Raw genomic sequence first — 13,128 nt, 5'->3', positions numbered from 1 at the left:
AGCATGTCTCTTGCAATTGCTGAAATGCCAGCGGTGGATGAATATGACAATCCGTTCCATCAGCTGGTCGAGAGCTTCGAGGCGGAGCGCATCTCCTATTGTTACTTCCGCAGTTCGTTGCGGGCTCCGGTAGCCCTGGCGGGTCATTCCGATCTCGACCTGCTGATCGCGCGCACCGATCGTGCTCGCGCTGTTGCGCTGCTTCGGCAGTGCGGTTTTCGCCACTGGCCCGACGCAGCGTTCCGACAGAACCCCGCGATCGAGAGCTACCTCGCCTACGATCGGGAGACCGGGGCGATCTTCCACGTGCACGCACACTTTCGCTTGCTGCTCGGACCACCGCTTTGCAAGACCCACCGTCTTCCGATCGAGGAAGCTCTTTTGCGCCGCAGCTGCTTTCAGTCGGATATAGGCCTGCGCACGCTCGACTTGGTCGATGAGGCATTGCTGCTTTCGGTGCGAGAATGTCTGGAGCGGTCGTGGACGGATCCCGTCGCGTTGAAGCGCTGGAAAGCCGACACGGAAAAGCGTCGACATGAGGTAGATTCGCTCATGAGCGTGGTCGATCGCCAAAGCCTGTGGCAGCGGGCGGCGGAGATTTTTGACGAAGCCCTCGCCACCGACATCGTCGATTGGTTCTTCACCGACGGCGTCTCGCTGACCGCGTCTCTGCGCCGAAGCTGGAGAATGCGGCGGGCGCTCGCCCCTTACCGTATCGCGAACCTGCTGGAGCTTCGCGTTCGCGCAACCGCAGCCGCTTTAACTTTCCTGTTTGGCCATCTCAACAGGCGATTCTTTGCCTTGCCGCGCGCGACGCGGCGACGCGCACCCGGCGGCGGCGTCGTCATCGCACTGGTTGGCGTGGACGGCAGTGGGAAGAGCACGCAATGCGCGCAGCTCAACACCTGGCTCGGCGCCGAGATCGATGTCATGTCCTGCTATTTTGGAACCGGTGACGGGCGTCCTTCGCTTCTGCTTGCGCCCTTCAAGATGGTCGCCCCCTTGATTGGACGCGCGATCAAAACAAAACCGAAAGGCGCCTCGCACGGCATAATTTCCGATCGACCGCCGGGACCTGTCTATTCGCTGCTTTTCTCGATCTGGGCCGCGGCCGTTGCGCTCGACAAACGCCGCAAGTTGGCGCTCGTCCGCCGCGCGGTCGCACGCGGTCTCGTCGTGGTGACGGATCGGTATCCGCAAAACGAGAATGTCGCATTCAATGACGGGCCTCTTCTCCACCGTACGCCGTCCGCGCCGGAGTGGCTGAAGCGGTTCGAAGCGCGCATTTACGAGATGGCGGAGCGCTCGCCCCCGGACCTTGTTATCAAGCTGCACGTCGACCAGGACATTGTCGCCAGACGCGAACCGGACATGGACAAGGCCCTGATTCTCTCGCGCGTCTCATGGCTCAAAGACCTGAATTTTTCCGGAGCGAAGATCGTATCGATTGATGCTCGGGCGCCTCTAGCCGACGTTACCAAATCTGTGAGGGACGCCGTCTGGGCGCTTCTGTGAAGCGATTGGGTGCATTGATGATCGTTGATCTGTTCGGACCACCCTGTTCTGGAAAGACGGTCTTCGCGTCGAGGCTCGCCGCGCGCTTGCGGCAACGCGGGCTGGACGTTGCCTTACATGTAAGCTCACGGGGCAATGAGGTGGGCGGCGCGTACGAGGAGACAATCTTCGATCAGGCCAACGCACCAGGATTTTCGACGTTTCATCGCTTGTGGCGTCCGGTTGTGGAGTTCGCATCGCGGGCTGGCCGCTCGAACAGCTGGCTGGAGGAAGACGAGGAGGTCGAGCTGCTTGTGCGATTGGGGGAAACGCGATCGACGCTACAGATGTTGCGGTTCCGTCGCTATGTCCGAAGGCTGGCCCGGCTCTGGCGTACGGCTGCGAGACCAGATGCCGTGGCGATCTTCGATCAAGGCTATACGCAAGCCTGCTGCTCGGCGCTGCTGATGAATCCTTCGGTCTCCGATACGAATCTCGTGCGCGCATTGCTGTCTCTCCCGCAGGCGGATGTGCTCGTTCGCGTCGAAGCGCCGATCGATGTCCTCGAAGGGCGATTAAGAGAGCGTATGAACCGTCTCGATCCGGTCGGGCGGTTGCTCGAAATTTCGATGGGAATCCACGCCGCCAACATAACCGACCACGTCGCGGCGATCGATCGTCTAAGTGGTCTCCTGACGGATGCGGGGCGACCCATTCACGTGACCTCATCGGACGATGCGGTTTCGCAGGAGGCATGCGTCGCCGCCATCAGCGAGGTCTGGGATGGACGGAAGGCGAGCTGGCACAGGCGCGAATTGGCGCATCACGATGGACAGGAAAGATGAGAATCTCGACAGTTCTGGTTCTTGCCACTTTAGGCCTCATGTCCACGGTCGGTTTCGCGCCCGCGCAGGCACCCGGCCGGATATGGCATTACGCGCCCAACGGAAATTTCGATCTGGCAGGAACATTCTCGCCGGCGCGCTTCGGGTTCGATATCGCCGACGTTTCGAACCGAGCCCAGCTTGATACCTTGCCTGCCGGCGTTCGTGGCCTGGTGTGGATCGGGACATGCGCGGGGGCTGACGACCTGTTCAAGGCGAAGATCGCTGCGGTTATCGATCATCCAAAGCTTTTCGGCTTCAACTTGATGGACGATCCGGATCCCACCGGTCGCGGCGCGCATCCGTGTGCGCCAGAGCATCTGCGCGCTGAGGCTGACTGGGTTCATGCCCAACGGCCTGGTGTCGTGACATTCGTCGCGCTGATGAACCAGGGCACTTCGACGTCTCCCGCTTTCGACGCCGTCTACGCACCGGATCGCTCCCATGTCGATCTGTTCTCGATCGCGCCCTATCCGTGTCGCATCGAATGGCGATCCTGCGATATCGACATGATCGATCGCTATGTCGCAGTTGCGCTACGAACTGGCGTGCCAGCCGAACGCATCATTCCCACCTATCAAACTTTCGGGTTCGGTGCGTGGCGCACCGATACGGGCGGTCGCTACAGAATGCCGAATGGGGACGAGTTGCGCCTGATGCTCGATCGATGGCAGCGGCTCATCCCGCATCCGGCTTTTGACATGGCGTATAGCTGGGGAACTCAACTTGGCGCGGCCTCGCTCTCGCAATCGCCGGATCTGCTCGAAATATTCAAGGATCGGCACGACGTTGCGAAGAAGAACGGAGGCTGAAGAGCATCAGTGCCCAAGCACCGGGCGATAAAAGGATGACGGAGATAAAGTAGTTCGCGGAGGAATGAATGATCACGGACCTTTCCGAAAGGATCAAACCGGACGAGCCTGACGATGCCACCACAGCGGCGGAGCCGGTGGACTCGGGCCTCGTCGCGCTGACAGCCGTCGCCGGCTACTATCAGATTGCCACCGATCCTTGGCAATTGAAGCACGAACTTGCGATAAGCGGCCGCCTGGCGAACGCCGAGGACCTGATACGCGGCGCCAATCTCATCGGCCTGAAAGCGCGGATCATCACGCAGGCAACCGACGACAGACTGGCGCGACTTCCGTTGCCGGCGATCATCGAAATGGAAGCCGGTCATTTCATGGTTCTGGCGGCGGGCGCAGATCCAGGCTGCCCGCGATTGGTCGACATCGTCGCGCGCACCGCCTCAGATGAATCCGTCGCGGAGATCGCCGCCCGTTCGACCGGGCGCATCTTGTTGCTCGCCCGTCGCATCGGTGGCGCCGGCCACGATCCGAAGACATTCAGTTTCTCCTGGTTCATGCCCTCGCTCAAACGATATCGGAAACCACTGAGCCAGGTTCTGATCGCCTCATTCGTGCTGCAGATTTTCTCGCTGATCACGCCGCTGCTGTTTCAGGTGGTGATTGACAAGGTGCTGATGCACAAAGGCCTATCGACGCTGATCGTGATCGTGCTTGCGCTCGTCCTGCTCGGCGCATTCGATGCCCTGCTGCAATGCCTGCGCGGCTATGTCCTCAATCACACCACGAATAGAATAGACGTCGAAGTCGGACGCCGCCTGTTCTATCACCTGTTCCGTCTTCCTCTTGCTTATTTCGAGACGCGGCCGGCAGGACAGACCGTGGCTCGAATACGCGAACTTGAGACAATTCGCAGCTTTCTCACCGGACAGGGTTTGACCTCGATACTCGATCTCATTTTCACCGTCGTCCTGATCGGCGTTCTTTTCCTCTATTCGACAAAACTGGCGCTTGTCGTCGTCGTATCGATTCCCCTCTACGTCATCATCGCCATCGTTCTGCGGCCGCTATTGCGCGACAGGATCAACGAGAAATTCAACCGAGGCGCCGCCTCCCAGCAATTTCTCGTGGAGTCGATCATCGGCGCGCAAACGATCAAGGCGGCCGCCGTCGAGCCGATGATCCAGGTCCAATGGGAGGAACGTCTCGCCGCTTATGTTCGCACAAGCTTTGATGCGACGGTTCTCAGCGTGATCGGACAGAACGCGATCCAGTTCGTATCAAAGACCACCACGGCGCTCATTCTATTTTTCGGAGCACGGGCGGTGATCGACGGCCAACTGTCGGTTGGAGAGCTGATCGCTTTCAACATGATCGCGGCGCAGGCGGCGCAGCCGGTCCTGCGGCTATCGCAGCTGTGGCAGGACTTTCAGCAAGTTCAAGTCTCCGTGGAGCGGCTTGGCGACATTCTCAATACGCCGGCAGAGGCCAGGCCGCGGAATTTAGCCACCCTGCCGTCGCCAAGAGGAGGGATCGAATTCCGCAATGTGAGCTTCCGGTATCGGCCTGATCTTCCCGACGTTCTACACAACGTCAATCTGTCGATCAGACCCGGTGAGGTGATTGGCCTCGTTGGCGCATCGGGATGCGGAAAATCGACGCTGACCAAGCTCGTGCAGCGCCTTTACATGCCGCAATCGGGGGCCATTTTTCTCGACGGAATGGACATCGCGCAGATCGACCCTGGTTGGTTGCGCCGGCAGACTGGTGTCGTTCTCCAAGAGAATATGCTGTTCAATCGCTCGATCCATGAAAACATCGCCTTGGGCAATCCCGCGATGCCGCGCGCCCTGGTGATGCAGGTCGCGCGTCTTGCCGGGGCGCATGAATTTATCGGGCAGATGTCACAGGGCTACGACACGATCCTGGAAGAGCGCGGCGCTAATCTCTCAGGCGGCCAGAGACAACGCATTGCTATCGCTCGCGCTCTCGCGACGAACCCGCGCATCCTCATTCTCGACGAAGCGACCTCGGCGCTCGATTGTGAGAGCGAGCGGATTATTCAAGACAACATGCGCGCAATCGTATGCGGGCGCACGGTCATCGTTGTCGCGCATCGTCTGGCGGCGGTTCGGCGGTGCGACAGGGTGATCGCCTTGCGCGATGGAGAAATCGTTGAGGAAGGGACACATGAAAGTCTAATGGCCCTGAAGCAGGGGATTTACGCTGGCATGTGGGCACTACAGTCGGATTACGCACTCAGATGAACGCCTCCTTACCAGGATCTCGGCCACCGCCCCCCGTTCCCTTCAAACAGGGAATGCCGCCAGCCATCATCGGCCGCGACCGTGAGTTTTTGCCCGCGGCACTGGAGATTCTGGAAACGCCTCCATCTCCGCTTCCCGTCGCGATCATGCTGACACTTTGCATCTTTTGCGCTGTCGCCCTCGGCTGGTCATTCATCGGACGGCTCGACATCCATGCGATCGCCTGGGGAAAGATCGAATCGGCCGGCCGCGAAAAGGTCATTCAACCGCTCGAGAGCGGGAAAGTGGCGCAGTTCCACATGCGAAACGGTTCTCGGGTCCAGACAGGAGATACACTGGTCGAACTCGATTCCACCGATGCCCGGGCCGATCTCGCGGCGACCTTCGAGACACTCGCCGCCAACAACGCCGAAGCGGCGCGACGGCGCGTCGCCATCGCAACCGCCATCTGGATCCGGCAGGCGGCTTTCGGCGGGAACACGTATGGTACGGTTCTCCCATATGAGATGCCCGCGATCCCATTCTCTCCGGATATTTCCGCTCCGATCCGGGACCGCGAGAATGCGGTGCTCCTGGCGGATCTGACGCAATTGCGCGACACGCTGAGCAATCTCGATAGGCAGACGGTGCAGAAGATCGCGGTCCGGCGGCGGCTTGAAGCGATGGTCGGCCATGAGACCGATCTCATCGCGACGGCAACGAACCTGCTCGAATTGCGCGAGCAGGCGATCAAGCTGGCGATCGGTACGAAGATCGCTCTGTTCGATGCTCAGGAGTCTTTACAGCGATCGCAAGCGCAACTCGCCTCCGACAGAGGAGCATTGACCGAGACGGACGCGGCGATCGATGAAATCGCGAGCCAGAAGATCAAGGCGATATCGGCATTCGTGGCCGACAATGAGACGAAGCTCTCGTCCGTCACGCAGAAGAATGCGGATCTCGGCCAGCAATTCATCAAGGCGCGCACGAAATTCTCGCATATGACCCTCGTCGCACCGGTGGACGGCATCGTACAGCGGGTCGCGGTCACGACAATCGGCCAGGTTGTCCTACCGGGTCAGCAACTGATGACGATCGTGCCGGATCAAGGAGGGCTTCAAATCCAGGCCTACGTCAACAATGAGGACATCGGCTTCATCAAAGTCGGCCAGCATGTCGAGATCAAGATCGATGCGTTTCCCTTCGCGCATTATGGCGCCGTCGGCGGCAGCATCCTAAGCGTGGCGGCGGATGCACTCGACGAACAGGCGGCCAAGCGCGAGCAATCGAACGCCACCGCCCTTGCCGATGGCGGCTATGGGCAACCGGCGGCTTCACCGGGACAGTCCGCCTCTTTCGTCTTTCCGATCGTGGTCGCGCTCGACAAGGCCACGATCAATATCGACGGCGTGGCGGTCGCGCTCAAACCCGGCATGACAGTATCCGCGGAGATCAGGACCGGCAGTCGCCGCGTGATTGATTACCTCTTGTCGCCAATCGCGCGGATCGGATCCGGGGCGCTGAAGGAAAGGTAAGCCGATGTCGGAGCCCTTACGATTATCTCTTCGAGGTACCTCTAACGGGGGAGCCTCGGATCTTGAGAAATGGGATTACCTCAACTGCGGAATATCCCCCCAGCCCAAGGGCTGTTCTAATGTCGAACCAAGTTTACGTCAGGGCGATGGTCGCAGGAGAGCACCATGAGTCGGACAATCAGCCTACTTCAACTCGGCACGCTCACGCTGACCACGACAGACACGCCCTTAACGATCACAGCCACTGGAACGGTTCTCGCCATTCTGCCTGGGACCGCCGGCATCAGCGGCAAGGCGGGGACGAACTGGACGATCTACAATGCCGGAAGCGTTTCCGCCCCCGGATACGGCATCAGCCTCGCGGGTCCGGGCTATCTCGACAATTCAGGTTCTATCGCCGGAAGCGGCGCGGTGACGTTCAGCAACGGCGGTACCGTGATCAATGAGACCACGGGCAAGATACAAGCCACCGGTTCGTCCGGTGCACTAGCGACGATTTCTGGCGTTTACGTGAGTGGCGCAGCTGGATCGATCAAGAACGCCGGCACGATCACGGCCAACGGCTATGGCGTCGGCGTTGGTCATGGCGGAACCATCATCAATACGGGATCAATCACCGGCGGCGAGGATGGCGTCTTCGGAGTTGGCGGTGTTACGACCGTAACGAATTCCGGCAAGATCAACGCCACCGTCGATGACGGCGTCGGCTTGGCCACCGGCGGCAGCGTCACCAACACCATCGGGGCTTCAATCAACGGACTTAAGGGCTCCGCCGCCGCTGGTGTGTTCATCATGGGCGGCCTCGGCACGATCAACAACGCCGGCGCGATCGCTGGAAACAAATATGGAACTCTGATTACCGCAAATGGCACTGTAACCAATACCGCCACGGGCACGATCACAGGCCAGACAGCAGGCACCAGCTTTAACAATGGCGGCGCATTGACCAATTCCGGGACGATCACCTCAACGGCTGCCGGGACCGCCGCCGCGGATCTCGAAGCGGGCGGTTCGATCACCAACAATGCGGGCGGCTTGCTCTCGGGCCAGGGTTACGGCGCGTTCGTCACCGGCGGATCCGGGACGATCGTCAATGCCGGTAGCATTGTCGGCTTGACCTATTCGGGCGTCGCGCTTCTGGCCGGTGGTACGATCACCAACAATGTCGGCGGCGCGATTACCGGCGTCACAAACGGCGTCAATTTCGGCACCAAGGTCGCCGCTGCGCTGACCAATTACGGATCCGTTTCAGCCACCGGATCGGGGAGCGCGGGCGTCAACACCCAGGCCGGCGGTACGATCACGAATAATGCCGGCGGTAAGATATCGGGTGTCGCCTTCGGCGTCTTTGCTTCGCAGGTCTCTGCTTCGGTGGCGAATGCGGGTCAGATCACTGGCGCCATCGGCGTCGGCCTGCTGGCGGGTGGCTCGTTCAACAACGCCGCCGGCGGCACGGCGACGGGCCTCACCGCCGGCGTCTTCTCAAGCGGCTCCGTCGCGACGATCGTCAATGCCGGCGGCATCAGTGCAACGGCTTCCGGTTCGGCGGCATTGGACCTCGAGGCCGGGAGCATCGTGACGAATAATTCCGGCGGCACGATCTCGGGCGCGACATATGGCCTCTTCAGCATCGGTGGCGCCACGAACGTGACCAATGCGGCGAATGCAACGATCTCCGGCGGCTCCGACGGCATCTATGCCAGTGCCGGCGCCAGCATCCTCAACTCTGGGCAGATCACCTCCAGCGGCGCCTCCGGCATCGACCTGGAAGGCGGAGGAAGCATCATCAACAGTGGCGGACAGATATCCGGCCAGTCTTTTGGCATTTACATCGCCGGAGGCGCTGGGACCGTGGAATCGTCAGGAACGATCTCCGGCGGCGCCTATGCGGTGGATTTCGCCAGCACCAACAGCGCCAACAGATTGATCGTCGATGCCGGTGCCGTGTTCAATGGCGGGGTCAATGGTGGCGGTGGAACGCTCGAATTATCGGCGACGGGCCAAGGCTCGATCTCCGGTTTGGGCTCCTACCTCTTCAGCAATTTTTCGAACCTGCAGATCGATCAAGGCGCATCCTGGACCCTGACCGGCGCGAACACGATCGCGAATGTCGTCGATAACGGCGTGTGCTCGATCTCGGGATCGCTGACCATCACCAATGCGGTCGATCCAACGAGCTCTGGCGAATTCGCCTTGATGAACAATTCGTCGCTGGAGGTCGCCTCATGTCTGGGATCGCAATCCAGCATCGCCTTCTTGGGGACAGGCGATCAGTTGACGATCGATAACTGGCAAAGTTTCGGTTCGTTGCTCGGTTCATCGAACTACGCAGGCCCGCAGCTGGAGGATTTCGGCGCTGGCGATTCAATTGACCTTAGTAACTTCTCCGCCGCGGGCGCGAGCTGCGCTTACGATTCAGCGACGGGATTGTTGCAGATCACAAACAGCGGCGGCCAAACCGCGTCACTGGACTTCCAGAACTCGACGCTCGGCGCCGGCTCGTTCCAGATCGCGTCGGACGGCAAATCCGGTCTCCTCCTGACACGATGAACGAGTCCCTGTTTGCGCGTTGCGATCGACCTCAAATAGCAGCCAGCCGCGATTGCGGCGAGGGCCCTATCATGATGGTCGCGAGGCGCGAGGCTGGCGCGGTTTCTCCCTGGGGCAGACCGGGAAGAGCGGCGCGGAATCCGCCAGAAAGGTGATGAGGGCTTCGACGCGCGCCGGGCGCGGGCCGCCTGGTGGCATCACCAGATGCAGGCCGGCCGGCGGTGTCGGCCAGTCGGGGAGGAGGACTTCAAGCTTCCCCTGATCGATTGCTTCGTACAACAGAAAATCCGGTAGCGCGGCGATGCCGCAGCCGGCGATCGCGGCCTCCAGCATGGCTTCGCCGCTGTTGCTGACGAGCGGGCCGTTGATGCGCACGCTCGCCTCTTCGCCACGCGCATTTTCGAACCGCCACGTACGCGGATTGGCGACGTTGGTGTAGACGAAGCATTGATGTTCGGCCAGTTGCAGCGGATGCGTCGGCCGGCCATGTTTCTCCAAATAGGCGGGGGCCGCGACGAAGTAGCGATGGACGTCGGCGATCCGTCGCGCCACCAGCGATGAATCCGGCAACACGGCGATGCGCAGCGCCAGATCAAAGCCCTCGCCGATCAGATCGATCATGGCATCGCTGAGCTGCAGATCCACCGACACTTCCGGATAGGCGGCGAAGAACGTCGGCAACAGCGGCGCGATGGCGCGCATGCCAAAGGACATTGGCGCGGCCAGGCGCACGAGCCCGCGCGGCGAGGAAGATTCCGCCTGCGCGTCGCTTTCTGCCGCTTCGCCGGCGGCGAGGATATGCTCGGCGCGCTCGGCAAGCCGCCGTCCGGCGTCGGTCAGCGCCAGACGCCGCGATGTACGGTTGAGCAGGCGGGTGCCCAGCTTCTGCTCCAATCGGCTGACCGCTTTCGAAACCGTCGCCTTCGAGGCCCTCAGTTCGGCGGCGGCGCCGGCAAACGAGCGCGCCCGGACGACGAGCGCGAAAATGGCCAAAGCTTCCAGGTCGGGTAGGCGCATGGGTCAAATCCAGAAACGATGAGTTTCATTAGTTTCTATTTTTATACCACGCGATTGGGCCTAAGTCTTGGGGCAACGAGGGACCCCTTTGGGACCCGAGGGAACGACAGCAATGATTGAGACACGCCCGTTCGACCACCTGCTCAACGCCGACCACGGTTGGCTCAAGGCCAAGCATCACTTTTCGTTTGGCGATCAGTATGATCCGGATCGCGTCAACCATGGCGCCTTGCGCGTTTGGAACGACGACGAGATCGCCCCCAACTCGGGCTTCCCGCCGCATCCGCACGCCAATATGGAAATCATCACCTATGTCCGCGAGGGCGCCATCACGCACCAGGACAATCTGGGCAACAAGGGCCGCACCCAGGCTGGCGACGTCCAGGTGATGAGCGCCGGCACGGGCATCCGCCATGCCGAATATAATCTCGAGCCGGTGACGACCAAGATCTTCCAGATCTGGATCGTCCCGACCCGCCAGGGCGGCGAACCCTCCTGGGGCGCCAAGCGCTTCCCGAAGGGCGACAATGCTGGCCGCTTCGTCACACTGGCGAGCGGCATCGCGGGCGATGATGAAGCCCTGCCGATCAGGGCCGATGCCCGTGTCCTGGGCGCGACGCTGAAGAAAGGCGAGAGCGCCGAATATGACCTGAATGGCCGCTATGGCTATCTCGTTCCGGCGAGCGGCGCGGTCGAAGTGAATGGCGTGCGTATCGGCACTCGTGATGGTGCGGCGATCGCCAACGAAAACCTCGTGCGCGTCACAGCCATCGAGGACAGCGAGCTCGTCCTCGTCGACGCCGCTTAACACAAGCCTTTGTCATGCGCGGTCTTGAACCGCGCATGACGCTTTTTGCAATCCCCCTTCACAATCCAAAAGGAGCCTCTCATGGCGAAAGTTCTGGTGCTTTATTATTCGGCTTACGGTCATATCGAGAAGATGGCGGAAGCCGTCGCGGAAGGCGCGCGCGCCACGGGGGCGACCGTCGACATCAAGCGCGTCCCGGAACTGGTACCGGAAGAAATCGCCAAGAAATCCTATTACAAGCTTGATCAGAAGGCGCCGGTCGCCACCATCGACGATCTCGCCAATTATGATGCGATCATCATCGGTACCGGCACGCGCTTTGGCCGCATGGCATCGCAAATGGCGAACTTCCTCGATCAGGCCGGTGGCCTTTGGGCGAAGGGCGCTTTGCATGGCAAGGTTGGCGCTGCCTTCACCTCGACGGCCACCCAGCATGGCGGCCAGGAGACGACCCTGTTCTCCATCATCACCAACCTCTTGCATTTCGGTCTGGTGATCGTTGGTCTCAACTATGGCTATGCCGGCCAGATGAAACTCGATGAAGTCGTCGGCGGCGCGCCCTATGGCGCAACCACCATCACCGGTGGTGACGGCTCTCGTCAGCCCTCCGAAGTCGAGCTTGAAGGCGCCCGCTATCAGGGCCGTCAGGTCGCCGAAGTGGCGAAGAAACTGTTCGGCTAAACGTTTCGCCCGCCTCTCTTCCTCGTTGAGGAGAGGCGGGCTTCTCATATCGTGCGATCAGTTGGTGCCGCCGAGCGCGTCCTTGATCAAGGCCGGAATGGTTTCGAATTCGCGCTCAAAAGCCGCTCGAAATTCGTCCGGCGTGTTGGCGATCACGTCAAATCCCTGTCCTTTGACGAAAGCATCGAGTTCCGGCTCCGCCATCGCGTCTTTGACCATGCGCGCCATGCGCGTGATGATATCTGGCGATGTTTTCGCTGGCGCCGCTATGCCGAGCCAGGTCGGCGCCATGAAAACCGGATCGGAGAAGCCGAGTTCGGCGAAGGTCGGCACATCGGGAAGCAGCGCCGAACGAGTGGGCCCGTTCGTGGCGATGGCGACGAGCTTCTTGGTCTCGACAAAGGGCGCGGCGAGAATGGCGCCTGTGTAGGTGATCTCGACGTTCCCGCTCAAAACATCCTGCACCGCCGGGGCTGATCCCTGATAGGGCACGGTGTTCAACAAAATGCCGGTCTTCTTCGCCAACGCTCGGGTGATCAGGTTTTGTGGTGAAGCCGGGCCGGTGACGCCGACATTCCAGCCCGCCGGTGTGGAGCGGACCTTTGCGATCAATTCGCTGAGCGTGTTCACGCCGAGCTGCGGTCCCACGAGCATCACATAGCCGGCGGACGCGATCTGGCTGACCAGAGCAAAATCTTTTCTCGGATTGTAGGTCACCGATTTCATCGAGACCGCATTGGCGACCAGCGCATCGCCGGTGGAGACGAGAAAGGAATAGCCGTCGCCGGGAGACCTGGCGACATCGGCGGCGCCAATCGTTCCGGCCGCACCGGTCTTGTTCTCGATGAAGAATTTCCAGCCAGTCTTTTTCGATATGGCGTCGGCGAGTTTGCGCGCTACCGTGTCGGTCGGCGCGCCAGCAGGATAGGGCACGACCCAGCGGATCGGCCGGTCAGGATAGGTCTCGCTGGCGGAGGCCGTGCTTGCGCTTAGAGCTTGTGCCAGCGCCGCCAAAGCAAAAGTTGAGACGAAAGCCGTGGCCCCCAAGATACGCTTCATCGCATGTCTCCTTTATGCGCGGCTTTGAAGCCGCGCTGGTGATTGTCT

At 60.9% G+C, this 13,128-nt stretch carries 10 protein-coding genes; 8 read left to right on the top strand and 2 right to left on the bottom strand.

What is annotated here, in order from left to right; genetic code table 11:
* Positions 1–3 precede the first annotated feature (3 nt).
* The 6 genes from BLW50_RS16215 to BLW50_RS16190 all read left to right on the top strand — a co-directional run bounded on the left by BLW50_RS16215 (position 4) and on the right by BLW50_RS16190 (position 9,515).
* Positions 4–1,515 carry a nucleoside/nucleotide kinase family protein gene (locus BLW50_RS16215; protein WP_139267640.1) on the top strand — a complete coding sequence of 504 codons (1,512 nt, stop codon included), beginning with the start codon at positions 4–6 and terminating at the stop codon, positions 1,513–1,515.
* A 17-nt stretch (positions 1,516–1,532) separates the two neighbouring features.
* Complete coding sequence (locus tag BLW50_RS16210; RefSeq protein ID WP_090704410.1) at positions 1,533–2,339, top strand: ATP-binding protein; 807 nt, start codon at positions 1,533–1,535, stop codon at positions 2,337–2,339.
* On the top strand, positions 2,336–3,190 hold the full coding sequence (locus BLW50_RS16205) for a hypothetical protein (RefSeq protein ID WP_139267639.1): 855 nt from the start codon (positions 2,336–2,338) through the stop codon (positions 3,188–3,190). Before BLW50_RS16210 ends, BLW50_RS16205 begins: the two co-directional genes overlap by 4 nt.
* A gap of 68 nt (positions 3,191–3,258) precedes the next feature.
* A complete protein-coding gene (locus tag BLW50_RS16200) occupies positions 3,259–5,451 on the top strand; it encodes a type I secretion system permease/ATPase (RefSeq protein ID WP_090704406.1) in 2,193 nt (730 codons plus the stop codon).
* Between the two features lie 53 nt (positions 5,452–5,504).
* Entirely contained in the window at positions 5,505–6,965 is a 1,461-nt protein-coding gene (locus BLW50_RS16195) for an HlyD family type I secretion periplasmic adaptor subunit (protein ID WP_170850192.1), read from the top strand.
* A gap of 165 nt (positions 6,966–7,130) precedes the next feature.
* A complete protein-coding gene (locus BLW50_RS16190) occupies positions 7,131–9,515 on the top strand; it encodes a beta strand repeat-containing protein (protein ID WP_090704401.1) in 2,385 nt (794 codons plus the stop codon).
* A gap of 69 nt (positions 9,516–9,584) precedes the next feature.
* On the opposite strand, the gene BLW50_RS16185 is transcribed toward BLW50_RS16190, so the two are convergent.
* On the bottom strand, positions 9,585–10,532 hold the full coding sequence (locus tag BLW50_RS16185) for a LysR family transcriptional regulator (RefSeq protein ID WP_090704399.1): 948 nt from the start codon (positions 10,530–10,532) through the stop codon (positions 9,585–9,587).
* A gap of 112 nt (positions 10,533–10,644) precedes the next feature.
* Here BLW50_RS16185 and BLW50_RS16180 point away from each other — a divergent pair, with 112 nt between their 5' ends.
* Together BLW50_RS16180 and wrbA are read left to right on the top strand one after the other, a co-directional pair.
* Positions 10,645–11,340, top strand: coding sequence for a pirin family protein (locus BLW50_RS16180; RefSeq protein WP_090704397.1), 696 nt, complete (start codon positions 10,645–10,647; stop codon positions 11,338–11,340).
* Between the two features lie 81 nt (positions 11,341–11,421).
* Positions 11,422–12,021 carry an NAD(P)H:quinone oxidoreductase gene (gene wrbA / locus BLW50_RS16175; protein WP_090704395.1) on the top strand — a complete coding sequence of 200 codons (600 nt, stop codon included), beginning with the start codon at positions 11,422–11,424 and terminating at the stop codon, positions 12,019–12,021.
* A gap of 57 nt (positions 12,022–12,078) precedes the next feature.
* On the opposite strand, the gene BLW50_RS16170 is transcribed toward wrbA, so the two are convergent.
* On the bottom strand, positions 12,079–13,080 hold the full coding sequence (locus tag BLW50_RS16170) for a Bug family tripartite tricarboxylate transporter substrate binding protein (protein ID WP_090704393.1): 1,002 nt from the start codon (positions 13,078–13,080) through the stop codon (positions 12,079–12,081).
* Positions 13,081–13,128: the final 48 nt, after the last annotated feature.

The sequence above is a fragment of the Beijerinckia sp. 28-YEA-48 genome (genome assembly GCF_900104955.1).
Taxonomy (GTDB): Bacteria; Pseudomonadota; Alphaproteobacteria; order Rhizobiales; family Beijerinckiaceae; genus Terripilifer.
Note: the sequence above shows the minus strand (reverse complement) of the source record. Positions and strands in the feature narration are given on the sequence as shown.

Excerpts from the sequence above, each read along its gene's own strand:
- BLW50_RS16215 (WP_139267640.1), top strand. The coding sequence starts at position 4 with ATGTCTCTTGCAATTGCTGAAATGCCAGCGGTGGATGAATATGACAAT.
- BLW50_RS16210 (WP_090704410.1), top strand. The coding sequence starts at position 1,533 with ATGATCGTTGATCTGTTCGGACCACCCTGTTCTGGAAAGACGGTCTTC.
- BLW50_RS16205 (WP_139267639.1), top strand. The coding sequence starts at position 2,336 with ATGAGAATCTCGACAGTTCTGGTTCTTGCCACTTTAGGCCTCATGTCC.
- BLW50_RS16200 (WP_090704406.1), top strand. The coding sequence starts at position 3,259 with ATGATCACGGACCTTTCCGAAAGGATCAAACCGGACGAGCCTGACGAT.
- BLW50_RS16195 (WP_170850192.1), top strand. The coding sequence starts at position 5,505 with ATGCCGCCAGCCATCATCGGCCGCGACCGTGAGTTTTTGCCCGCGGCA.
- BLW50_RS16190 (WP_090704401.1), top strand. The coding sequence starts at position 7,131 with ATGAGTCGGACAATCAGCCTACTTCAACTCGGCACGCTCACGCTGACC.
- BLW50_RS16185 (WP_090704399.1), bottom strand. The coding sequence starts at position 10,532 with ATGCGCCTACCCGACCTGGAAGCTTTGGCCATTTTCGCGCTCGTCGTC.
- BLW50_RS16180 (WP_090704397.1), top strand. The coding sequence starts at position 10,645 with ATGATTGAGACACGCCCGTTCGACCACCTGCTCAACGCCGACCACGGT.
- wrbA (WP_090704395.1), top strand. The coding sequence starts at position 11,422 with ATGGCGAAAGTTCTGGTGCTTTATTATTCGGCTTACGGTCATATCGAG.
- BLW50_RS16170 (WP_090704393.1), bottom strand. The coding sequence starts at position 13,080 with ATGAAGCGTATCTTGGGGGCCACGGCTTTCGTCTCAACTTTTGCTTTG.